General features: G+C 45.0%; 16 protein-coding genes and 1 rRNA gene. 11 read left to right on the forward strand and 6 right to left on the reverse strand.

What is annotated here, in order from left to right; translation table 11 throughout:
- Nucleotides 1-6: 6 nt before the first annotated feature.
- Nucleotides 7-122: ribosomal RNA gene (rrf, locus tag LPW36_RS01055) — 5S ribosomal RNA — on the forward strand.
- Between the two features lie 272 nt (nucleotides 123-394).
- Here the strand turns inward: rrf and LPW36_RS01060 are convergent.
- The 4 genes from LPW36_RS01060 to trxC form a co-directional block, all read right to left on the reverse strand.
- Complete coding sequence (locus LPW36_RS01060) at nucleotides 395-1,156, reverse strand: transporter substrate-binding domain-containing protein (protein ID WP_230607667.1); 762 nt, start codon at nucleotides 1,154-1,156, stop codon at nucleotides 395-397.
- A 206-nt stretch (nucleotides 1,157-1,362) separates the two neighbouring features.
- The gene (gene pssA / locus LPW36_RS01065; protein WP_230607863.1) at nucleotides 1,363-2,718 is read right to left on the reverse strand and encodes a CDP-diacylglycerol--serine O-phosphatidyltransferase; all 1,356 of its coding nucleotides are present in this window, start codon (nucleotides 2,716-2,718) and stop codon (nucleotides 1,363-1,365) included.
- Between the two features lie 198 nt (nucleotides 2,719-2,916).
- Complete coding sequence (locus tag LPW36_RS01070; RefSeq protein WP_230607668.1) at nucleotides 2,917-3,666, reverse strand: tRNA-uridine aminocarboxypropyltransferase; 750 nt, start codon at nucleotides 3,664-3,666, stop codon at nucleotides 2,917-2,919.
- A gap of 115 nt (nucleotides 3,667-3,781) precedes the next feature.
- On the reverse strand, nucleotides 3,782-4,213 hold the full coding sequence (gene trxC, locus LPW36_RS01075; RefSeq protein ID WP_230607669.1) for a thioredoxin TrxC: 432 nt from the start codon (nucleotides 4,211-4,213) through the stop codon (nucleotides 3,782-3,784).
- Between the two features lie 181 nt (nucleotides 4,214-4,394).
- Between trxC and LPW36_RS01080 the strand changes: the two genes are divergently transcribed.
- Entirely contained in the window at nucleotides 4,395-5,438 is a 1,044-nt protein-coding gene (locus tag LPW36_RS01080; RefSeq protein ID WP_230607670.1) for a tRNA/rRNA methyltransferase, read from the forward strand.
- A 72-nt stretch (nucleotides 5,439-5,510) separates the two neighbouring features.
- Here the strand turns inward: LPW36_RS01080 and LPW36_RS01085 are convergent, their stop codons facing one another.
- On the reverse strand, nucleotides 5,511-5,771 hold the full coding sequence (locus LPW36_RS01085; protein ID WP_230607671.1) for a YfhL family 4Fe-4S dicluster ferredoxin: 261 nt from the start codon (nucleotides 5,769-5,771) through the stop codon (nucleotides 5,511-5,513).
- A gap of 853 nt (nucleotides 5,772-6,624) precedes the next feature.
- Between LPW36_RS01085 and LPW36_RS01090 the strand changes: the two genes are divergently transcribed.
- The 3 genes from LPW36_RS01090 to tadA all read left to right on the forward strand — a co-directional run bounded on the left by LPW36_RS01090 (nucleotide 6,625) and on the right by tadA (nucleotide 10,225).
- The gene (locus LPW36_RS01090) at nucleotides 6,625-8,562 is read left to right on the forward strand and encodes a tail fiber/spike domain-containing protein (protein ID WP_230607672.1); all 1,938 of its coding nucleotides are present in this window, start codon (nucleotides 6,625-6,627) and stop codon (nucleotides 8,560-8,562) included.
- A gap of 470 nt (nucleotides 8,563-9,032) precedes the next feature.
- Nucleotides 9,033-9,674: a phosphatidylglycerophosphatase C gene (gene yfhb / locus LPW36_RS01095; protein WP_230607673.1), complete on the forward strand. Its 642-nt coding sequence runs from the start codon at nucleotides 9,033-9,035 to the stop codon at nucleotides 9,672-9,674.
- Nucleotides 9,675-9,727: 53 nt separating this feature from the next.
- On the forward strand, nucleotides 9,728-10,225 hold the full coding sequence (gene tadA, locus LPW36_RS01100; RefSeq protein ID WP_230607864.1) for a tRNA adenosine(34) deaminase TadA: 498 nt from the start codon (nucleotides 9,728-9,730) through the stop codon (nucleotides 10,223-10,225).
- A 15-nt stretch (nucleotides 10,226-10,240) separates the two neighbouring features.
- Here the strand turns inward: tadA and mltF are convergent, their stop codons facing one another.
- Entirely contained in the window at nucleotides 10,241-11,734 is a 1,494-nt protein-coding gene (gene mltF, locus LPW36_RS01105) for a membrane-bound lytic murein transglycosylase MltF (protein WP_230607674.1), read from the reverse strand.
- 425 nt (nucleotides 11,735-12,159) lie between these two features.
- On the opposite strand from mltF, the gene purL reads away from it, so the two are divergent.
- From purL to glnB, 6 genes are all read left to right on the forward strand, one after another.
- Nucleotides 12,160-16,047, forward strand: a complete 3,888-nt coding sequence (gene purL / locus LPW36_RS01110; protein WP_230607865.1) for a phosphoribosylformylglycinamidine synthase — start codon at nucleotides 12,160-12,162, stop codon at nucleotides 16,045-16,047.
- Nucleotides 16,048-16,963: 916 nt separating this feature from the next.
- Nucleotides 16,964-18,388 (forward strand): sensor histidine kinase, encoded by a 1,425-nt coding sequence (locus tag LPW36_RS01115; RefSeq protein ID WP_420844695.1) that lies wholly within the window; start codon nucleotides 16,964-16,966, stop codon nucleotides 18,386-18,388.
- A 6-nt stretch (nucleotides 18,389-18,394) separates the two neighbouring features.
- Complete coding sequence (locus LPW36_RS01120) at nucleotides 18,395-19,453, forward strand: hypothetical protein (protein WP_230607676.1); 1,059 nt, start codon at nucleotides 18,395-18,397, stop codon at nucleotides 19,451-19,453.
- Nucleotides 19,454-19,482: 29 nt separating this feature from the next.
- On the forward strand, nucleotides 19,483-20,820 hold the full coding sequence (glrR, locus tag LPW36_RS01125; RefSeq protein ID WP_230607677.1) for a two-component system response regulator GlrR: 1,338 nt from the start codon (nucleotides 19,483-19,485) through the stop codon (nucleotides 20,818-20,820).
- Nucleotides 20,821-20,897: 77 nt separating this feature from the next.
- Nucleotides 20,898-22,517, forward strand: a complete 1,620-nt coding sequence (locus tag LPW36_RS01130) for an NAD+ synthase (protein ID WP_230607678.1) — start codon at nucleotides 20,898-20,900, stop codon at nucleotides 22,515-22,517.
- 13 nt (nucleotides 22,518-22,530) lie between these two features.
- Nucleotides 22,531-22,869, forward strand: coding sequence for a nitrogen regulatory protein P-II (gene glnB, locus LPW36_RS01135; protein ID WP_108901578.1), 339 nt, complete (start codon nucleotides 22,531-22,533; stop codon nucleotides 22,867-22,869).
- Nucleotides 22,870-22,913: the final 44 nt, after the last annotated feature.

The following is a 22,913-nucleotide window of genomic DNA, read 5'->3' on the forward strand; positions in this document are numbered from 1 at the left end:
AATATGCCTGGCGGCGATAGCGCGGTGGTCCCACCTGACCCCATGCCGAACTCAGAAGTGAAACGCCGTAGCGCCGATGGTAGTGTGGGGCTTCCCCATGCGAGAGTAGGGAACTGCCAGGCTTTAATTAGGAGAAACCCTCAGCGAAAGCTGAGGGTTTTTTGCTTATGCGGACTATGAAATATTCAGAGACAGGCCCTACCGGCCAGGCACTGTAGTGATATAAGCACATAGCTGTTACGGCCGGAATATTCGCTCAAGTCCATTTGTCAGGTTTACCAGCAAATTGAAGCCATGAGTTCAGATTGCCTTCTTGCATCATGCTGCTCACTCACCCAAATTACGTGAAAAATTCTGAATATCTACATTATCTCTCAGAAAAGGTAAATGTCACTTACTCACGAATTTTCCATTGTTTAGCTAACTGAGATTTAGTTTCTCCCTGTAACCAGGTATTAATACTTTCCAGCAGCTTAGTGTTGTCTTTTTTAACCATGTATACCTTGTGACTCTCTGTACCAGAAAAAGGCTTTTCTGTTGCCATACAGAGTACATTTGGCTCTTTATTCTGATAATAATCGCCTTCAATCAGATCGGTTACCATAATGTCAGCGGTTTTATCTCTCAGGGCCTGTAGGTTATCGAAATTATCTTTAACCCGGATTATTTGTGCTTTTTTGATGTGACTATCTACAAAAGTTTGATTAGTACCACCAGGGTTAACAACCACTTTCACTTTAGGCTGGTCGATCTTTTCTAAGTCAGGCAATTCTTTGGCGACGGAACAGCTGGCTAACGCAATTTTCCCATTAGCAACAATTGGTTTGGTTAAACCAAATTCAGCTTCACGTTTTGCTGTTGCGGTAACTCCACCCATAGCAACATCAAATTTATCTGCACTCAGGTCATCTGACAGCGTTGGCCAACTGGTAATAACGAAATCGACTTTCAGATTTAATGATTTACCTAAGGCATTAGCCATATCGATGTCATACCCCTCAAGTGCGCCTGAAGCATTGCGGTATGCCAATGGCGCGTAGTCGCCCGGCACGCCCACTTTAAGCGTTCCTGACTGTTGAATAGCATCCATAGTACGGGCCTGAACCTGTAAACAACTTAGAATTAATGCGGTGCCAACCAATAATTTAGACTTCATTTTTTATCCTTGTGATTTGATGTGTGTTATTAATTAACATCAATCCATAACGGAACGCCAGCAAAAGACAGGAAAATCACTTAAAGGTGTGTGTTTTAGAATGGCAATAAATATCGTATTGAAGGAGAAATACAATACAAAATGAAAATAAGTTGAAAGGTTGATTGAATGGGTATTAAAAAGCCCCAAATTTCGGGGCTTTAAGATTACAGAATACGGCTAATTAACTTATCGATACGAATACGCCGCAATCGGCGAATCAGTTTACGTATTTTGACCGGATAGAATTGAATACTTTGCAGCTGCTGGTAGTGATTAACCACAAACGTATGTGTTTTAATGCAATCCAGCTCATGCTGGCGAGCTTCTTTTAACTCTCCCTTAGGATCATGGATCAAAATCGCATTTTCAAGATCTAAATGCCATGCCCGTGGGTTTAGGTTGTTACCGGTTATTAGTTGCCAGTCGTCGTCAACCCACATCCCTTTCAAATGGTAAGTATTATCTTCGTCTTTCCACAAACGGACGGTTAGCAGGCCTTGATCTACATAGCGCTGTAATCGTGTAACAAAACGGCGAAGGTTAATTTCATACAGATAGGGCAGTGCGCCAATAATTTTGAATGGTTGATCTTCAGGAATATAGAAGTCGTTGGCAGTTTTATCACCAACGATAATCTCAACCTGCTTGCCCTGACGTAATAATGAAATGATATTCTTCACTAATGGGGCAGGCAAATTGAAATAGGGAGTACATAACGTCAGCTTATGCTCAGTACTGTTCATCAGCCGGTCGATAACTCTATTCAGTGGACTATGACGGCCTAAACCAACGAATGGAGCAACGGAAAGCTCCTCATTAGTCGCACTGTTTTCAAATTCATATCCATGAATACGCAGGCTTTGTCTGAATTTTTTGATGTCATTTTTAATTTCCTGACCACGAGGCCGGTTCTGGCAATCTAAATTGCGCACGGCTTCCGCAGGCAACAGGAACTGTTTGACATAAGCTATCATGCTATCCGCTAATGCGGCATTGGTGATGAACTGATAGCGGTCATAACGGTATTTATCATGGCGATGCAGATAGACATCATTGACGCTGGCACCGGTATAAGCCACGGTATTATCAATAACGCTACCTTTTAAGTGCAGCACACCGAGGGCTTCACGCGTATTAACCGGAACACCGTAAACAGGAACTTCTACCCCGGGATGCTGTTCAGCCATTTTACAGTACCAATCTGCATTGGTACTTTCTGCAGCGGCACCAATCCGCCCCCGTTGAGCACGATGCCAGTCTACTAATATAGCGACCTCTAACTCGGGGCGACGCATTTTGGCTTGATAAATTGCAGACAAGATATCGATACCTGCATCGTCATGCTCAAGATAAAGCGCAATCAGGTATATGCGTTGTTCTGCGCGACTAATCAAGTCAAGTAAAGTAGAACGATAATCACCTGGAGTTGATAATATTTTAATATCATCAATCCGTTGGGAAATTTTCGGCAGTTGTGCAAGGTGTTGTTGAGATTTCTTTCGTTTAAATGATGACAACATCACAAAGCATTCTTCTCTTGTTGGGTTATGGCAACAGGCCATAACGTGCAAATTTATTATCAGTAGGATCTGGTAATACTACCACCACTAACCAAGATTGTGACTAAAAAACCGCGCTAATATCGCAAAACTGTCGCTGATATAACAGATTTTCGCCAATCATTTTTTTAACTGATTGATATTGAATAGCATTCAAAACTATGTATTCTGGCTTTTCTCACATTCTCCGGCCGTAAAAGCGATAAAGCTCTCCAGTGAACGATTTGCTTTACCGGCAAGATAACGTTGACGAAAATCAGCGAAATAGTGTTCCAGGCTCTCTGAAACATGTTGTTCTCCAGCCTGACTCAGGATTTGAATAGCAACTTCGGCAGTACAGAGTTGCTCTTTGCGGCTGGCTTCCCGCAGTTGATAATCTGAATTCTGGTCGTTATCGATGGAAAGCACCGGAAAACGGTCCAGATAGGGGCTTTTACGGAACATTTTTCTGGCTTCGGTCCAGGTGCCGTCAAGAATAATAAACAGCGGGCGTTTATTATTTTGTTTTTCAACGCAGGTAACAACCCTGTCGGGTGACGCATATGAAGCTGGAAAAATGACATAAGGCTGATAATCCGGATTGGACAGCAGCGCCAACAGTTGTGGATTAATATTGGTCCGCGACCAGAGGAATGCTTTAGTCTCGGGCAAAATATCGGCAATCAGACGACCCGTGTTACTTGGTTTTAACGGCTCAGTATCATACATCAACAGACAAAACGTGCTTTCAGCAAGGGTTGCGGAAAAAGAGTGACACAAGCAGTGAACCTTGGGTAATAAACAACGATGGCAACGAATGACTCTGCACCCTCTGGCGCGAAAAGGTCGCGTGGATTGAGCCAGCCGCAGTTCCCTTAATTGCAGTACGGCATTATCAGGAAGTGAAGGGGATGCGATATCAGAAGCCATGAAGGTAACCTGAAGTAATCTGTTGGGATCGATAAATAATAAAGGGGCGCATGATATCGTATTCAGCGCCCCCGGGATAATTTTTTAGCGAAACCTTCAGATTTACCGCAGAGCGTTAGCGATTTTTAGCTAAAACTTCACTCAGCCACTGGTCAAATGAGGCTTTTGGAAGGGCCCCATTCAACATATCTATACGTTGTCCCTTCTTGAATACCATAATGGTAGGTATACTACGGATACCAAAACGAGCACTGAGTTCCTGTTCGGCTTCGGTGTCGACTTTTACAAAGCGGATTTCTCTTTCCCTTTCCTGAGCGACATCTTCAAAGATCGGGGCAAAGTTGACGCATGGGCCGCACCATGGAGCCCAGAAATCAACGACGACAGGAAGGTCGTCATTTAATAGTGAATCAAAAGAAGCTTTGTTAGCGTTAATCACTTCGCCATCAAAAAGCTCATGTCCACAGCGGCCACATTTTGCATCTTCCTGAATACGGTCTTCAGGAATTCGATTTGTAGTCAGACAAGAAGGACAAAGGGTATTCATGCTGTTACCTCAGTGAAATTACACATTGATTTCACTTATTATGTACAAATGATTAACTATCAACAATGTGATTTCGTCGATAGTTATAATAGATTTAGTCTTTTGGCAGATGATAGTGGCTTACCGGCATAACATCAGGTAATCTGCGCGCCGGATGCGATGTGGAAGTGGAGATATAGGTATGAATGACTCTTTTAGCGGTAAGAACGGCAAAGTTAAAGTAATGTACGTCCGCGGTGACGACAACAAAGATGATAAGAATAACCGTCGCTCAGATAAAAAGCGCCCGGCGAACAGAAGTAACGATCGGGGCGATAAAAATGCACGTTGGGGAGATAAAGATCTTCCGCATCGTCCCGTCCGTAGTGCCGATGAAAAACCACCTCGTTCCCCATGGCAGGCTAAACTACAGGATGTCAGTGAGCCAGAACCTTTTGATCATGGTGGCATTAGCGGTAAGAGCCAGATAGACCCGGCTCAACTGCGTCGTCAGCGTGATGAAGAGACTAAGGTGTATGGCGAAAATGCCTGTCAGGCACTGTTTCAAAGTCGCCCGGATGCTATTGTTCGCGCCTATTTTATTCAGTCGGTAACCCCAAGATTCCGCGAAGCTTTACGCTGGATGGCCGCTAATCGCAAAGCTTATCATGTTGTTGATGAAGAAGAACTTATTCGCGTTTCGGGTACTGAGCACCATGGTGGTGTCTGTTTCCTGATTAAAAAACGCGGTGGCTTAACCGTGGCTGACTATTTAGCTAAAGCAGGAAAAAGCGATTGTGTGCTGGCGTTGGAAAACGTAGGTAATCCGCATAATCTGGGGGGCATGATGCGCTCCTGCGCTCACTTTGGTGTGAAAGGTGTTCTGCTGCGCGAGCCAGGTATGCTTGAGTCCGGTGCTGCCATTCGTACTGCCGAAGGTGGTGCAGAGCATTTAACCGCTATTGGTATTGATGATTTCCCTCAGGCGTTAGATATGTTCCGCCGGGCGGGTTATACCATTGTTACTACCTCCAGCCATAAAGGAACACCTCTGTCGGAATCCGTTTTACCAGCAAAAACCGTGTTGGTGCTGGGTGAAGAACGTGACGGCCTGTCAGATGTCACCATGAAACAAAGCGATATGAGCGTGTCAATTACAGGAACAGGCAATGTTGAAAGCCTGAACGTTTCTGTTGCTACCGGTATTTTACTGGCGGAGTGGTGGCGTCAAAATGCCTCTCGCTAATAGCGACTGAACACCAAAACTAAAAAAGAGCGCATTGCGCTCTTTTTTATTGCTGATTGATATATTCATTTATCAAAGTTTATCTGCATGATGCAGTAATACGAACTTATCCCATAGCTGTTCATTACTCTCTTTATGTGCAGGATCATGAATGATGGTGTTATCAATCGGGCAGACTTTCATGCAGGTTGGCTCATCGTAGTGACCGACGCATTCAGTACAAAGGTCTGGATTTATTTCATAAATCTCAGCACCCATAGCAATTGCCTGATTTGGACACTCTGGTTCGCACATATCACAGTTGATACAGCGCTTAGTAATTAATAATGCCATTTCAATATCAGCCCATTACTGATGCGCACACGCACGCACGTCTTGTATATTTAACCAGTACATAATACATTGAAAAACTCATATCAGTAACACAAAACAGCAACACAAGCTTTTTTGCGTATTAAAAATGCATAGTGTGTGAGCTTGTAGTTTTAATGAGGTTTTCGAGGTTGCACTATGTAGCATAGAGTGAACCAAATCCTGATTGATAACGTCGAATTAATGAACGCATTGCAAAATGGGATAATTGTAGCCCTTATACGAACCAGAATATTAAAATCTGTGTTACTGCCGCTAACACTTTCTTATTGCGTTAGGCTTTTTCTTCAATTCGGTATTTAGATAACACCCGAATTTTTCAATTAGTACCCGACCTGAAAATACCCTCATGGTGGATAAGTAGATTTCTTTATCTAACTGTTTTTAATATATAAACGTTTTATTTATCTGACCATCGGACGACTTTCTGCTTATATAAAGAAAGTTGAGTTTATCTTTTGAGTCATTATCATGTGAATTTTAGTTTAAAAACAACCAATAAAGAGATATGAAAAAGTATTTGGGGGTGCGTTTTTTACTCCAAAATGAAGTTAAATACCCACCAGACAGGGACTGGCAAGCCGAAAGAGAAGGACTATAAGCACTGAAAAAGAGAATTAACATATCAATAAAGTGAGATTTTAGTCTAATTTACCTGATAGATATTAGATAGATTATTTATATAACATATTGATAAATAAATAATTAAATTTAAAAATAATTTAGCTAGAAATTAGCTGGGCGTATTATCTTTTTATATACTGTATATCCAAACAGTTGTTTGGTTGATTACAATTAAAAAGAGAAATAAATTATGTCTGAAAATCCAGTCAATAATGTTACTAAAGAAAATTCCACCATTGAGGGGAATAATTATCTCACTCAGCAGGCAATAGCTGAGATTGGCTATATCACAATGGATTCATTTCAAACTGGCAATACTCTAACGCAGCCAAACCAAGTGTTAAGAGATACAGATACCGGGGAATATTTCCGCTGGGATGGCGTATTCCCTAAGGTGGTTCCATCAGGTTCTATTCCATCAACTGCTGGTGGAATTGGTACGGGGGCTTGGCTCAGTGTTGGTAATGCGACTTTAAGGGAGCAACTTAACGCTCAGGGTGCAACGCTTGTCGATCCAACAAGAGTGAAGGTATTGCCATCAGGAAATCTATCTCAGGCACTATACTATGTCACTCCCGAACAATTTGGTGCTATCGGTGATGGAACGCTGCATCGCCTTTCAGAGAAATTTAATACCCTCTCAGAGGCGCAAGCTATCTATCCACTGGTAACTAGCCTGTCACAGTCTATTGATTGGGCAGCCATGCAAAAATCCGATACGGTTGCCAGGGAATTAAAATGTTCCGTTCGCTGTCCAGCGCTGAAAAAGTATAGGTTTTCATCTTTGGATACTTTGATGTTGGATATCAATAGTTGTTTCATTGCCGGCCCACAGTCAGACCATTTTCACGGCACGATGATTAGCAAAGATAAACCAGCAACAACATCATCAACTAACATTGGTGATATATGTATCGTTAAGGTTAAAAATGTATCAGATACAGCTTCAGTAAATGGATTTATAAACGGTGTAGTATTTCAGGGTTTTTCTCTTGAGTGGGCTAACGTGCCATGGATGTCGGCGGTTAAAGGCGACCTATCTGTCTGTCTGCATATGAATGATGCCATCAAAGCAAAGATTGATGTGAGCGTTTGGGGTGGTGAATTTGGCGTATATGGATATGGATGCTGGGGAATGGTCGGTACATTGAGAGTACTCAGTTGCCATAAGGGAATTTACTTTGATCCTGTTGCTTCAACCCCTGAGCATACCTCTCCAGTCGGTGTGACCGGTTCAACAACATCATTTGACTTGAGAGTGGAGATCGGTGGTTGTCCATTCCCTATTTATCTCGATAAATGCCAGTATGGTTTTTTCCGTGGATATATTGAAGTTCTGAATGATACAGAAGGCGCTATCTGGGATAGGGCGAATGAAACACCAATTGCGGTACAACTGGGGCAGAACTGCGAGTATCTGACGTTTGAATTAGGTGTTGAATTTTACAATGGGCTTCTTTTTCTGGCGGATAAGGATAATAAGAATATAACGGCAAATTTTGGTTTCGTTTATAGTATAACCTACATGAACTCTAGCGGTAATCACACGGCAAGATATACCATTGCTAATAAGTACTCTCAGACCGAAGTAACAATTCCGGCAGCCACGCGAGCCATTTTCTCATTTAACAACACGGGTAATGACATTACAGTTAATGGTATGAATATGTCTGCGTCGGCTAACTCATTCAACAACCTTGAGTTAGTTAATAAATATCTATATTCAGCCCTGTCAGGAAATAGATTGTTTTTCAATGGGGGTAATGTCGTATGTACTAACTACCTCAAGGTAACCAGAACTAACAAAAGAGTGCTTGATTTTACGCGGAACAATGGTCTTTCTGACGCACTTAAACCGGGAGTTGATTGGTATTATGTCGGAGGAGGATTATATGAACAGAAATCATGGACAACAACTGCGCTAGATGCCTATGGTGTAGTATGGGTTGCATCTCCTTCAGGTTTTAACCTGCATAAGTGTGAAGCATATTCAGTTGGTGCAGGTGGTTTACCTCAAGGGTTAGGTCTCTTGGAAGTGCCAAGTACAACACTTATGAAGTTTATCCTGCCGGGTGGAAACACAACGCGTAGTATTGTGTATAAATCGACTGTAGAGCTAATTAACTAGCAACTAAAAAGCCCCTTATTGGGGCTTAATGTTTATCTATTTTCCAAAAACTAGTCTATCCAGTCAATCTTTCTACCAAAAATCATTGGTTGCTGTATATAAAATCAGTATTTAAGGGGCGCAATAGTAAGCAGATAATTTTATGTAATCAACCTGATTTAATATCAATATTATAAGAGCGGCAAACAGTAATACGTCAATTTAATTGACTGTAATATATAGATTTATTAGTCAAGGTCGCACATATCACAGTTGATACATTTTTTTGTGATCAGTAAAGCCATGCCATAAATATCTTAAGTTCGGACGGGGGATTATACGCTTGCCCCAGGTTGATACCAATGGTTTATTCTTTTTCATCAGCGATAAAAAGTGCAATAAACGGTATACTCACTACACATGTTGCTGAATCGCGGGATATTCACAGGCAGCAGACTCGTTTTTTAGCCAGAAAATTTTCAGGAGTCAGTGTGTCAGAGAATCAATCACAACAGAGGAACGTATTTTTCGATCTGGATGGAACATTGCACCAGCAGGATCTGTTTGGTTGTTTCCTTCGCTATATGATTCGTCGCCTGCCGGCTAATCTGGTTATTCTGATACCTCTGCTGCCGATCATTCTTTTAGGATTATTGATTAAAGGACGCAATAGCCGCTGGCCAATGAGCCTGATGTTGTGGGCGATAACCGCAGGCCAAAATGAAGCTCGGCTGAAATGGCTGGAGCAGCAGTTTATTCAAAATTTTCGTCAGGATGTTGTACCTTTTCCCGTTGTGCAGGGGCGTCTGGCGGAATATCTGAACGATGAGAACACGCAGGTATGGCTATTGACGGGTTCGCCTCAGCGTCTGGTTGAAGCGGCTTATGCGGACTCTTTTTTTCTGGAAAAAGTGATTTTAATCGGTAGTCAGATGACAAGTCGCTATGGCGGCTGGGTTATTGATATGCGCTGTTTAGGCAAGCAGAAAGTTATTGAACTGGAACAGCGTTTGGGTAAACCGCTGTCGCTATACAGTGGTTATAGTGACAGTATTCAGGACGATCCGGTGCTTGCCTGCTGCCAACACCGCTGGCGAGTGGATGAGCAGGGTAATCTTAAAGAGCTGGAATAGCCATCGGTTACCGATGGTAGTAATTAATATAAAAGGTAGAGTAATCAATGATGATGACGCATTACAGTGACGAAGACTGGATGCGCTATGCGCTGGAGCTGGCCGAACGCGCCGACAGAGAAGGGGAGATTCCGGTTGGTGCGGTATTAGTTCAGGATAATCAGGTGATTGCTGAGGGCTGGAATCGGCCCATTGGTACCCATAATCCGACGGCCCATGCAGAGATTATGGCGCTACAGCAAGGGGGATTAGTACTGCAAAACTACCGGCTGCTAAATACGACATTATATGTCACGTTAGAACCCTGTGTGATGTGCGCCGGAGCAATGGTACACAGCCGTATTCAACGTTTGGTTTATGGTGCCAGCGATTTAAAAACCGGTGCTGCTGGTTCTCTGATGGATATTTTGGGGCATCCTGGAATGAATCACCATGTTGAAGTGACCGCCGGTATACTGGCGGAAGAGTGCTCGGCAAGATTGAGTGACTTTTTTAAACGCAGACGGGAACAGATAAAACAACAAAAAATGCTGCGGCAGGGGCTGAGTTAACTAGCGTATTAACTGTCAGTTTGGTTCCTCAGGTATTGGTTGCCTGAGCTGAACTTGATTGGGCTTAATGGCAGGATAAGATTTACCCAACTCAGCGTCTTGTTTTGAGATTTCCTGTGCTTTTGCGAGCTGACGGTCTTTTTCCTGCAGATAGCCTTCCAGACTAAGTTGATAACGGCGAATATTTTCAACAAACTGATAAGCCTGATAGCCGCGCGCATAGCCATAGCGGGTTTTACTGTAATATTGTTTTTGCGTCAGCATGGTCAGGCGTTTCTTTACATCCACCCAACTGTCCGGATTTCCCCCTTGCTGCGCCGTCAGGCTTCGGGCATCCAGCATATGAGCATATCCCATGTTATAGGCAATCAGGGCAAACCAGATTTTTTCCTCTTCGGGGACGCGATCCGGAATTTTTGTCATCAGTTGTTCCAGATAAGTTAGCCCCCCACGAATGCTTTGCTCGGGATCCAGACGATCGGTAACACCCAACGAGTCGGCGGTACTACGGGTAAGCATCATAATACCACGTACACCAGTTGCCGACGTCGCCGTCGGGTTCCAATGGGATTCCTGATAAGCAATGGCTGCCGCCAGACGCCAGTCTATTCCTTTGGCATATTTCTCAAACAGAGGCTTTAAACCGGGAAGCGTATTATCAATAGCATTTAAAAAGGTTTTGGTGTCCACATAATCAAATTCACCCACGTGCCCCAGATATTTCTCTTCCAGCTTGGCCAGTGTGCCATCTTCATTAATCTGATTGAAGAAGTTCAGCATGGCAGCATCAAGGCTATTGTCTGCCGTTTTACGCACATACCACATGACAGGCTCTTCTTCCGTAATATCGAAAGCGACAGCCAGGTTAGGGTAGACCCGCTGAACCATAGCAATAGTGACTGAGTCGGCAATGGTATAGTCCAGTTTTCCGTCTGCTACCTGTTTTAACAGATCGACAGAAGAGTCGGATTGCGTTGCACCCCAGCTAAGGTTTGGATATTTACTCTTTTTCAATTGATGCATGGTAGATATGCTGGCAGCACCGGCCACTACGGTTAGCTTACCTTTAAGATTATTCAGCGATTGAGGTTTAGGGGTGTTTTGTCGATAGACCAACTGTTGTGAAACAGAATAGTAGGCGGGGCCCACATTCAGGTTTTTCATACGTTCAGGGTTAAAGATAAGACCCGCAGCCAGCATATCGGTTTCACCACTTTCTAACTGAGTAAACAGGCTGGTAACGTTGTGTTCGGTTTCTATATTTAATTTAACGCCAAGATAGTCGGCAAACAGTTTAGCCAGCTCATAGTCAAGGCCGTCCGTCCCGGTACTACTTTGATAGTAGTAGGGAGTCACGTTGAGCGTGGCAACATTGAGTACGCCTCGTTGCTTAATTTTCTGTAATTGAGTGCTGTTATCGCCGCGCCATTGCAGCGTTGGCCACATGGCCAGCGCCAGTAGCAGAGTTACAACACCAATAAACAGATAGTTAATCTTTAATGGCTTCAAATAGGGTTCTCTAAATCAGGTGAATTTTTTTGCTGAATACGAATAGAGTTAAACATTCATGGGCTTTGAAATCACTCTAATTTGGGTTATCTCGTATAGCTGCTTATCGTTTGATAATAAATGGAATTCTCGGTTAATTTTGTATCAGGAAAAAGATAAGCCTGAATCTATAGACAGGCATTTTGCTTAACTAAAGACAACATAGCAAATACTATGTTTTATCGGATTGGTTATTCGGGTTAAAAATAATAGCTACGCAAACGGTTTCGTCATTGAGTTTGATTCTCTATAATAGGCGCAGTTTTTTCCGCTTAAGCCTTAGAGGCCATCACAATAGGCGGTTTTCCGGGGTTGTACTGAATATGAGACCGATTGCGATTAAAGTCCCTATTGTGATGGCTTCTTTAGACCAGAGAAATTCTACTATGGAAATTTTGCGTGGCTCACCTGCGTTATCTGCTTTTCGTATCAATAAGTTACTGTCACTTTGTCAGGACCACCAACTGCCGGTTAGCGATATCTATGCTGAATATGTGCACTTTGCGGACTTGATCACACCACTGTCAGAAGATGAACTGACAAAGTTAAAACGGTTGCTGAAATATGGTCCATCACTGGCAGAACATGAGCCACAAGGTCGACTGTTATTGGTGACACCAAGGCCGGGAACGATTTCGCCCTGGGCATCAAAAGCCACGGATATTGCACATAACTGTGGGCTATCGCAGATCCACCGTCTGGAGCGGGGTATTGCCTACTATATTCAGGCAAAAGATCTTTCTGAATCTCAATGGCACATTTTGTCCGGTTTACTCCACGATCGGATGATGGAATGCGTGTTTACGCAACCGCAGCAAGCGCAAGCGTTGTTTTCTCAGCATCAGCCTGCGCCATTTATCGTGGTTGATGTACTTAATGAAGGTCGACAGGCGCTGGAAAAGGCAAATGAAAAGCTGGGGCTGGCGCTGGCTCCTGATGAAATTGATTATTTATTGGATGCTTTTACTGGTTTACAGCGTAATCCAACCGATATTGAGCTTTATATGTTTGCTCAGGCTAACTCTGAGCACTGTCGGCATAAAATCTTTAATGCTGACTGGGTGATTGATGGTAAAACTCAGCCAAAATCACTGTTTAAAATGATTAAGAATACCTATGAGCAGACGCCGGACTATGTTCTGTCTGCTTATAAAGACAATGCCGCTGTAATGGAAGGTTCCGAAGTTGGGCGTTTCTTTGCTAAACCTGATAGTGGGGTTTATGACTATCATCAGGAAGCGGCGCATATATTGATGAAGGTAGAAACTCACAACCACCCGACGGCTATTTCACCATGGCCGGGGGCGGCAACAGGTTCCGGTGGTGAAATCCGTGATGAGGGTGCAACCGGTCGGGGGGCGAAACCAAAAGCGGGCCTGGTTGGTTTTTCGGTCTCTAACCTGCGTATCCCTGGTTTTGAACAACCATGGGAGCAGGACTTCGGGAAACCGGACCGTATTGTTAACGCGCTGGATATTATGACCGATGGGCCGCTTGGTGGTGCCGCATTTAATAATGAGTTTGGTCGTCCGGCTTTATTAGGTTATTTCCGCACCTATGAAGAGCAGGTGAATAGCCATAATGGTCTGGAACTGCGTGGTTACCATAAGCCCATTATGTTAGCGGGTGGTATTGGTAATATTCGGGCCGACCATGTACAAAAAGGTGAAATTACCGTTGGTGCCAAACTGATTGTGCTGGGTGGACCCGCAATGAATATTGGCCTTGGCGGCGGCGCGGCTTCCTCAATGGCTTCTGGCCAGTCTGATGCAGATCTGGATTTTGCATCAGTGCAGCGTGATAACCCAGAAATGGAGCGTCGCTGTCAGGAAGTGATCGATCGCTGCTGGCAACAGGGTGATGACAACCCCATTCTGTTTATTCATGATGTTGGTGCCGGTGGCTTATCTAACGCAATGCCTGAACTGGTCAGCGATGGTAACCGTGGCGGTAAGTTTGAACTACGCGACATCCTTAACGATGAACCGGGAATGAGCCCATTAGAGGTTTGGTGTAACGAATCACAGGAACGTTATGTTCTGGCAGTAGCGCCAGAAAAATTAGCGCTGTTTGATAGCCTGTGTCGCCGCGAACGCGCGCCTTATGCGGTAATCGGTGAAGCAACGGAAGAAAAGCAGCTTACCCTTCACGATTGTCATTTTGATAACGACCCTATCGATCTTCCATTAGATGTCCTGTTGGGTAAAACTCCGAAGATGGTTCGGGATGTCAAAACACTAAATAACTCGTCTCAACCGCTGGTAAAAGCAAAGATATCGTTGGAAGAGGCGGTTAATCGCGTATTGCACCTGCCAACGGTAGCAGAGAAAACTTTCCTGATCACTATTGGCGATCGCTCAGTAAGCGGTATGGTTGCCCGCGACCAAATGGTTGGCCCATGGCAAATTCCGGTTGCAGATTGTGCGGTAACTACAGCCAGCTACGACAGCTATTATGGCGAAGCCATGTCTTTAGGTGAACGCGCACCGGTTGCATTATTGGATTTTGCAGCTTCAGCTCGTTTGGCCGTGGGGGAAGCTTTAACCAATATTGCGGCGACTCAAATCGGTGAACTGAAGCGTATTAAGCTTTCCGCTAACTGGATGGCCGCCGCGGGTCACCCGGGGGAAGATGCCGGGCTGTATGCTGCGGTAAAAGCTGTTGGCGAGGAGTTGTGCCCGGCGTTGGGCATCACTATCCCGGTGGGTAAAGATTCGATGTCAATGAAAACCCGCTGGCAGCAGGCGGGTGAAACCGTTGAGATGACTTCGCCACTGTCTCTGGTGATCACGGCTTTTGCCCGAGTGGAGGATGTACGTAGTACCGTGACTCCACAATTGCATGTTGGTGAAGATAATGCATTACTGCTTATCGATCTTGGTGAAGGGCGAAATGGGCTGGGTGCAACAGCATTAGCGCAGGTATATCGTCAATTAGGTGATAAGCCAGCAGACGTACACAACGCAGACAAGCTGGCGGCTTTCTTTAATGCTATGCAGGCGTTGGTTACCAGTCGTTCACTTCTGGCATATCACGACCGCTCTGACGGTGGATTAATAGTGACGCTGGCGGAAATGGCATTTGCTGGTCACTGTGGATTAAACGTTGATTTGCAATCGCTGGATAGCGATATGTTATCTGTGCTGTTTAATGAAGAGCTGGGCGCGGTGATTCAGGTTTCTCAGCAGAAGCTTGCGGAAGTTCAGGCTTGCCTGGCATCGTTTGGATTAACTGATTGTGTGCATCATATTGGTTGCGCAGTGTCAGGCGATGAGATCGATATTTGTTATGGCGAGAAGTCTGTATATAAGCAAAGTCGCCAGACATTGCGTATATGGTGGGCGGAAACAACATGGCAGATGCAACGGCTGCGTGATAACCCTGACTGCGCCGATATGGAGCATCAGACAAAACAACTGGCGAATGATCCTGGTCTGAATATCAATCTGAGCTTTGATGTTAAGAATGATATTGCAGCACCTTATATTGCTAAACAGGCGCGCCCTCGGGTTGCGGTGTTGCGTGAACAAGGGGTGAACTCTCATGTTGAGATGGCCGCCGCTTTCCATCGTGCAGGATTTGATGCCATTGACGTACATATGAGCGATTTACTGTCGGGAAGTATTCAACTGGATGGCTTCCATACGCTGGTAGCCTGTGGTGGCTTCTCTTACGGTGACGTCCTGGGAGCCGGAGAAGGATGGGCGAAATCAGTCCTGTTTAATAACCGGGTGCGGGATCAGTTTGATGCGTTCTTCAATCGTCAGGATACGCTCTCTCTTGGCGTATGTAATGGCTGCCAGATGATGTCTAATCTGAGTGAGTTGATCCCGGGCACTGAACACTGGCCGCGTTTTGTTCGCAATTTATCAGAACGGTTTGAAGCGCGCTTTAGCCTGGTAGAAGTGACCCGTAGTCCATCATTACTATTACAGGGGATGGAAGGTTCGCGCTTACCGATTGTGGTATCTCATGGCGAAGGTCGGGTCGAAGTGCGTGATGCGCAGCATCTGGCGGCGTTAGATCAATCCGGTCTTGTCTCTATGCGCTATGTGGATAATTTCGGTCAGGTGACGGAGCACTATCCGGCTAACCCGAATGGCTCACCGAAAGGAATTACGGCCATCACCAATCGGGATGGGCGCATTACCCTGATGATGCCTCATCCTGAGCGTGTTTTCCGTACGGTGAGCAACTCCTGGCATCCTGCGGAATGGGGCGAAGATGGTCCATGGATGCGATTATTCCGTAATGCGCGGAAGCAGCTTGGTTAATCGCGCATCATCGAATAACGGAAAGGCGACAAAGTCGCCTTTTTAATCGCATGAAAAATAAGGGTTCTCTTATTACTGTTGGTAAATGCAGACAATTGATGCAATAAGCTGTCTCAAATAAGAGACATATAATCATTTGATTTTATTGGATAATAAAATGCATGTGAAACAGTGTCGGTTTTTAGAGACAGATCGGACAAATATTCACCTTAAGGCTAGTGTCGTGAAATTGTGCGCATAATAGAATTAAAATATAACCTGTTGTTTATCAATTAATTATGGTTGTTTTTTTAAATGTGGCACGCTATGTGCATTATCTTATGCGTCGCTCATTCACCTTTTTATGTCAGAACCCAATTTGCGGTACTACATAAGCCTTAGAATGATGCCAAAGCCATGGTACCTATCGTCTACCAACCCGATATTCACTGCTTCGGCAGCTTATCAAACATCAGACGACACGTTGAGTGAGGTGCCAGCCTGTGTCAGGTTGTGATGAGTTTTCTGTTATTAACAGCATTTCATCAATTATTGACACATATGGATGTTATTCGTCAGGTCTATCGATGCCAGGTTATACCTCCATCACTTTGAAGACGAAAATTCAGGACATCCACGTATTTCTTCCGAAGGATGTTTCCCATCCTTCGGGAACTCACGTATCAACAAGTAAACGAAATTCGTTAAGCACTTACCATACTTGGTTAAGTGCTTTTTTTTTGGGTTGCGATCTGCCTGGCAAACGGATTAATGCAGAAAAGCTTGAAAGTTGTTTTTGAGTTATTATGCCGCTAATGGATAAATGCATAACTACCTTAATGTAAGAAAATCTTTGGCAAAATCGGTTAAAGAACTATTTTCTTTCCTCAGGGTCAGTTAGCATCGTTACCGATTGATTTATCGTGAGAGTATCAGGTTGAAAAATTTGAGCCGTTTTCCTCATTCCCTTCGTCAACTGGTGTTACTGGCATTCTTGCTGGTGCTATTACCATTGCTGATTTTGGCTTATCAAGCCTATAAAAGCCTGGATTTGCTCAGTGAGCAGGCAGCGGATATTAACAATACTACTCTGAAAGATGCGCGACGTAGCGAAGCAATGACTAATCTGGCCTTAAGTATGGAGCGCAGCTATCGGCAATATTGTGTACTGGGTGATAAAACGTTAGAGACGCTCTATCTCAACCAGCGCCAGCAGTACGCTGAAATGTTAGATATGCACGCAGCAATTATCCCTGACCAAAATTATTATAAAACCCTTAAACAACAACAGACCGGGTTGGCGGAGATTCACTGTAAGAATAGCGGGCCAAATGAGGAATCATCGATATTATTGGAGCAATTCTCCAAAGCAAACGCGGATATGGTTCAGGCTACGCGAGCAATTATCTTCTCTCGCGGTGAGAAATTACAGCAAGCTATTGCTGATAAAGGCTACTTCTTCGGGCAACAGGCTCTGTTGCTTTTCTTACTCAGCGTGTTTTTAGTCTTCCTGTTTACCCGCATGATTATCGGGCCAGTGAAGCGAGTTGAGCGTATGATTAACCGTCTGGGGGAAGGAAAATCCCTGAGCAGCCTCACCGCATTTAAAGGTCCGCGTGAAATCCAGTCGTTGGCACAACGTATTGTCTGGCTGAGTGAACGCCTTTCGTGGCTGGAGTCGCAACGTCATGAGTTTTTGCGGCATATCTCTCATGAGCTGAAAACACCGTTGGCCAGTATGCGCGAAGGTACGGAGTTATTACTCGATCAGGTTGTTGGGCCATTAACGGACGACCAAAAAGAGGTGGTGTCTATACTGGATAACAGTAGCCGACACTTGCAGCAGCTTATTGAACAGCTACTGGACTACAACCGTAACCAGACCGATGTTCGCACAGAAAAAGAGCATCTCGAGCTACAGGTTATGGTTTCAGCGGTAATTTCCGCCCATAGTTTGCCAGCTCGGGCTAAACTTATGCGCACAGAATGTCAGTTAGCATTGAGCCATTGTTGGGCGGAATCGGTATTATTAATGCGTGTTCTTGATAATCTCTATTCCAATGCAGTGCACTATGGCGCGGAATCCGGTACCATTTGGGTTATTAGCCGTCAGGTTGGGCAGTCTATTCAGATAGATATCGCCAATACCGGAGAAAAAATCCTGCCCCAGGAAAAAACGATGCTGTTTGAGCCGTTTTATCAGGGGAGCCGCCAGAGAAAAGGGGCGGTAAAAGGCAGTGGCTTAGGACTGAGCATTGCCCGTGATTGTATCCGCCAGATGGACGGTGAATTGTTGCTGGTCGATGTAGACTATGCAGATGTGTGCTTTCGAATTGAATTACCGTTAACTGCCGAGAAGTAATGCATAATGCCTAAAAGGTTTTCCAAACAAGATTTAAATTATCATTCTACGCTTAGTCCGGTGAACCCCGCCGGGACAACGGCCCGATGGCAGAAAACCCTGGCGCTTTCTGCTTTTATACTGCCGGTGATGTTGGCCGGATGTAGCTATCAGCCATTTACTGAAAATGTATTGGGTGAAATCCGATATGAAACACCAAATCGTAAAGTCAGTGATTATTCTCGCGTCAGCTGCGATGGTAATATCTGGAAGGCTCAGGATAGCGAAACCTATGCCAATTCTCTGTATTGGCTGCGCCTGATTACCTGTTCCCAGTCATTTCCCGCTTCCCGGGCTCAGGCACAATCTGCCGAATATGAAACAACAACCTGGGATGGCGTCATGAAGCGCGCGGTTTTATTGTCGCGCGTTGAGATCAATAACTCAGAACGACGTCGTTCACTGGAACAGTTAAAGAATTTTCGCGCTATGTACCCGGATACAGTCTATTCGTTAGTTCAGCTCTGGACCGATGAACAATCCATGGAGCTTAGTCTGTCGGATGAAAGAGTTCGCCATCAGCGCCAAAAAGAAAATAATGATACGCAAATGGATGTGTTGCGTGCTCAGCTACAGGAGACGAAACATCAGCTTAATGAGATGACGCGCAAGCTGGAGAATCTGACGGATATCGAGCGCCAGCTCTCAACACGTAAAAACCTTCCGGCGGATAGCACTATCAGCAGCGCATCAAAGGCTGAATCTACACCCGTTATTATTCCTCCACCTCCCGTGACACCTGAAAAACCTGCTGGGGCAACACAACCTGTAACCGGTACTCAAAAAGTAACGCATGATGCCAAACCAGCGACCAGTGAAAAGGCGGTTGAACCAGTCAAGCCCGCAACAGAAGTTAAATCCACGGTAAGCGATAAACCGGTGGAACCTGCAAAAGCTGCTGCCCCAACGGCAGATAAACCAGCAGAGCCTCAGAGTAAAGCGGAAAAAGAGAGTGCAAAACCAGCTCAGCCACCGGTCACAGCTGCTCCGGCTAAAGTGGATACTCCAGTAGCAGATAAAAAATAGACCAGCCGTTATTAAGGAGTTTAGTTGATATGACATCACGTAAGCCTGCCAATTTATTACTGGTTGATGACGATCCCAGTTTGTTAAAACTACTGGGAATGCGTTTAACCAGCGAAGGTTTCAATGTCACAACGGCGGAGAGCGGACAAGAGGCATTACGCCGCTTAGGTCGTGAACAGATAGATCTGGTGATCAGCGATCTGCGCATGGATGAAATGGACGGTATGGCGTTGTTTAATGAGATTCAAAAACACCAGCCAGGTATGCCGGTTATTATTCTTACCGCTCATGGTTCTATTCCCGATGCGGTTGCTGCAACGCAGCAGGGGGTATTTAGCTTCCTGACTAAACCGGTGGATCGTGATGCGTTGTATAAAGCCATTGATGATGCGCTGGTGATGAAAGTGCCCGCAGGAGATGACAGCTGGCGGGAAAATATTGTGACCCGTAGTCCACTGATGCTACGCCTGCTTGAACAGGCTAAAATGGTGGCCCAGTCGGATGTGAGCGTGTTGATTAACGGTCTGAGTGGAACCGGTAAAGAGGTATTGGCCAAAGCGATACACAGCGCCAGCCCGCGGGGAAATAAACCCTTTATTGCGATTAACTGTGGTGCACTGCCGGAACAACTGCTGGAGTCTGAATTATTTGGCCATGCTAAAGGCGCATTTACCGGTGCGGTTAGCAGCCGTGATGGCCTGTTTCAGGCGGCTACCGGCGGCACACTGTTTCTGGATGAAATTGGCGATATGCCACTACCGCTACAGGTAAAACTGCTGCGGGTATTACAGGAACGTAAGGTGCGTCCTTTAGGCAGCAATCGCGATCTGGATATTGACGTGCGAATTATTTCGGCGACTCACCGTGATTTACCAAAAGCGATGGCGAAAGGGGAGTTTCGTGAAGACCTTTACTATCGCCTGAACGTGGTTACCTTAAAAATTCCTGCGCTAAATGAACGGGCAGAAGATATTCCGCTGTTAGCTGACCATCTGTTACGTGAGTCTGCAAAGCGCCATAAGCCTTTTGTACGCAGTTTTTCCACCGATGCGATGAAGCGCTTAATGGCCGCCAGCTGGCCGGGCAATGTACGTCAGTTAGTTAACGTAATCGAGCAGTGTGTTGCGCTGACCAGCACACCGGTTATCAATGAAGCATTGGTTCAACAGGCTTTGGATGGTGAAAATACCGCATTGCCAACCTTTGTTGAAGCGCGCAATCAGTTTGAACTGCTCTATTTACGCAAGCTGTTACAGATGACCAAAGGTAACGTTACCCATGCTGCCCGTATGGCCGGGCGTAACCGAACCGAGTTCTATAAATTGTTGTCACGCCATGAATTAGATGCGAACGATTTTAAAGAGTAGCGTTTAATCTTTTTTAATCCGGGCGACAGTCATTTATACTGCCGCCTTTGTAACCTGATAGCGAACAGTGAATTGATATGAGCAAAGCTCTCTCTATCGCATTAGCGCAGTTAAATTGGTTGGTTGGTGATATTGAAGGTAACACTAACCGAATGCTACAAACCATCAGTGAACAGCAGCAGGCGGGAGCCGATCTGGTGATGTTTTCTGAGTTGGCTCTGACCGGTTACCCCCCGGAAGATTTGCTTTATCGTGACGATCTTTATCAGCGTTGTGATGAACAGTTAGCCCGACTACAGGCTGCTTCCTCTGAGACGGCGGTTATTGTGGGGCACCCGTGGCGGGACAATGGGCATTTATATAATGCACTGTCCATGTTCTGGCAGGGGAATCTGGTTACCCGCTATTACAAGCAACAGTTGCCTAACTATGGCGTATTCGATGAGAAACGCTATTTCAGTGCTGATGACAGAACCTGTTATGTTGAATTTAAAGGTTATCGTATTGGTTTATTAATCTGCGAAGACCTGTGGTTTAACGGCCCGGTTGATGCGCTGAAAGTGGCTAATGTTGATATGATCCTGTCAATTAACGCCTCACCTTATAACCGCGAAAAGCCTTATATCCGCAATCAGCTGCTGGCAGAGCATTGCCATCGTACCCATTTACCGCTGCTGTACTTAAATCAGGTCGGCGGTCAGGATGAGCTGATTTTTGATGGCTGCTCTAAGGTTTTTGATGCCACGGGCAATATGACGCATAAACTGGCGGCATTCAAAGAGCAGACACAGTTAGTTAAGTTTCATGATTATCATATTGAATCTATGGTATTGCCAGCACAGCCATCAGAACTCTCGCTGATTTATGATGCTCTGGTACTGGCAGTACGTGATTACGCTAACAAGAATGGTTTTAAAGGGGCTATTCTTGGTTTATCCGGCGGTATTGATTCAGCCCTGACGCTGGCGATTGCGGTGGATGCGCTGGGTAAAGATCAGGTGCAAGCGGTGATGATGCCGTTTCGTTATACCGCAGAAATCAGTATTGAAGATGCGCGGGAAGAGGCGGAAACGCTGGGCGTTGAGTTTGATATCATCTCCATTGAGCCGATTTTTGATGCTTTCATGACTCAGTTAGCACCCATGTTTATTAACACTCGCCGTGATACCACAGAAGAAAACCTGCAGGCACGCTGCCGTGGGGTTATCTTAATGGGGTTATCGAATAAACGAGGCAGTCTGGTGTTGACCACCGGAAATAAAAGTGAGATCGCCGTAGGATATTCGACGCTTTATGGTGATATGGCGGGCGGTTTTGATGTATTAAAAGATGTACCAAAAACGCTGGTGTTTAAACTATCGGAATATCGCAATACCCGTTCACCGGTAATTCCTCAGCGAGTGATCGATCGTCCACCTTCTGCGGAGCTGGCCCCTGACCAAAAAGATGAAGATAGCCTGCCGCCTTATCCGGTTCTGGATAAGATTCTTGATGGTTATGTGGAGCGGGATATGTCTGTGGATCAACTGGTGGCAGAAGGCTTCGACGAGGCTATTGTGCGTAAGGTTATCCGTCTGGTTGATATTAATGAGTATAAGCGTCGGCAGTCACCGGTAGGTCCGAGGATTACTGCACGTAACTTTGGCAAAGATCGGCGTTATCCGATCACTTCCGGCTTTGGCCGTAAAAACTGGTAAGGGTTTGACTTTTATGAAGAAGATTGACGCAATCATTAAGCCGTTTAAGTTAGACGATGTTCGTGAAGCACTGGCGGAAGTGGGTATTACCGGTATGACGGTAACGGAAGTAAAGGGTTTTGGTCGTCAGAAAGGGCATACTGAACTGTATCGCGGCGCTGAGTATATGGTAGATTTTCTGCCAAAAGTGAAAATTGAAATTGTCGTTGCCGATGACATCGTTGATACCTGCGTAGAAACGATTATGAATACTGCCCAGACAGGTAAAATTGGTGACGGTAAAATTTTTGTATTTGATGTGGCTCGCGTGGTGCGTATTCGTACCGGCGAGCAAGACGAAGACGCTATCTGATACCGCTTCTTTTTTAAGCCGTTGTCCGTAAAGACAACGGCTTA

This window comes from Limnobaculum eriocheiris (assembly GCF_021010575.1).
In the GTDB taxonomy this organism is placed as follows: domain Bacteria; phylum Pseudomonadota; class Gammaproteobacteria; order Enterobacterales; family Enterobacteriaceae; genus Limnobaculum; species Limnobaculum eriocheiris.

Bases quoted from the DNA above. Each gene is read 5' to 3' on its own strand.
- tadA (WP_230607864.1), top strand. From the start codon at position 9,728: ATGACGCATTACAGTGACGAAGACTGGATGCGCTATGCGCTGGAGCTG.
- LPW36_RS01130 (WP_230607678.1), top strand. From the start codon at position 20,898: ATGAGCAAAGCTCTCTCTATCGCATTAGCGCAGTTAAATTGGTTGGTT.
- LPW36_RS01070 (WP_230607668.1), bottom strand. From the start codon at position 3,666: ATGGCTTCTGATATCGCATCCCCTTCACTTCCTGATAATGCCGTACTG.
- pssA (WP_230607863.1), bottom strand. From the start codon at position 2,718: ATGTTGTCATCATTTAAACGAAAGAAATCTCAACAACACCTTGCACAA.
- purL (WP_230607865.1), top strand. From the start codon at position 12,160: ATGGAAATTTTGCGTGGCTCACCTGCGTTATCTGCTTTTCGTATCAAT.
- LPW36_RS01120 (WP_230607676.1), top strand. From the start codon at position 18,395: ATGCCTAAAAGGTTTTCCAAACAAGATTTAAATTATCATTCTACGCTT.
- LPW36_RS01085 (WP_230607671.1), bottom strand. From the start codon at position 5,771: ATGGCATTATTAATTACTAAGCGCTGTATCAACTGTGATATGTGCGAA.
- LPW36_RS01080 (WP_230607670.1), top strand. From the start codon at position 4,395: ATGAATGACTCTTTTAGCGGTAAGAACGGCAAAGTTAAAGTAATGTAC.
- trxC (WP_230607669.1), bottom strand. From the start codon at position 4,213: ATGAATACCCTTTGTCCTTCTTGTCTGACTACAAATCGAATTCCTGAA.
- glnB (WP_108901578.1), top strand. From the start codon at position 22,531: ATGAAGAAGATTGACGCAATCATTAAGCCGTTTAAGTTAGACGATGTT.
- LPW36_RS01090 (WP_230607672.1), top strand. From the start codon at position 6,625: ATGTCTGAAAATCCAGTCAATAATGTTACTAAAGAAAATTCCACCATT.
- glrR (WP_230607677.1), top strand. From the start codon at position 19,483: ATGACATCACGTAAGCCTGCCAATTTATTACTGGTTGATGACGATCCC.
- LPW36_RS01060 (WP_230607667.1), bottom strand. From the start codon at position 1,156: ATGAAGTCTAAATTATTGGTTGGCACCGCATTAATTCTAAGTTGTTTA.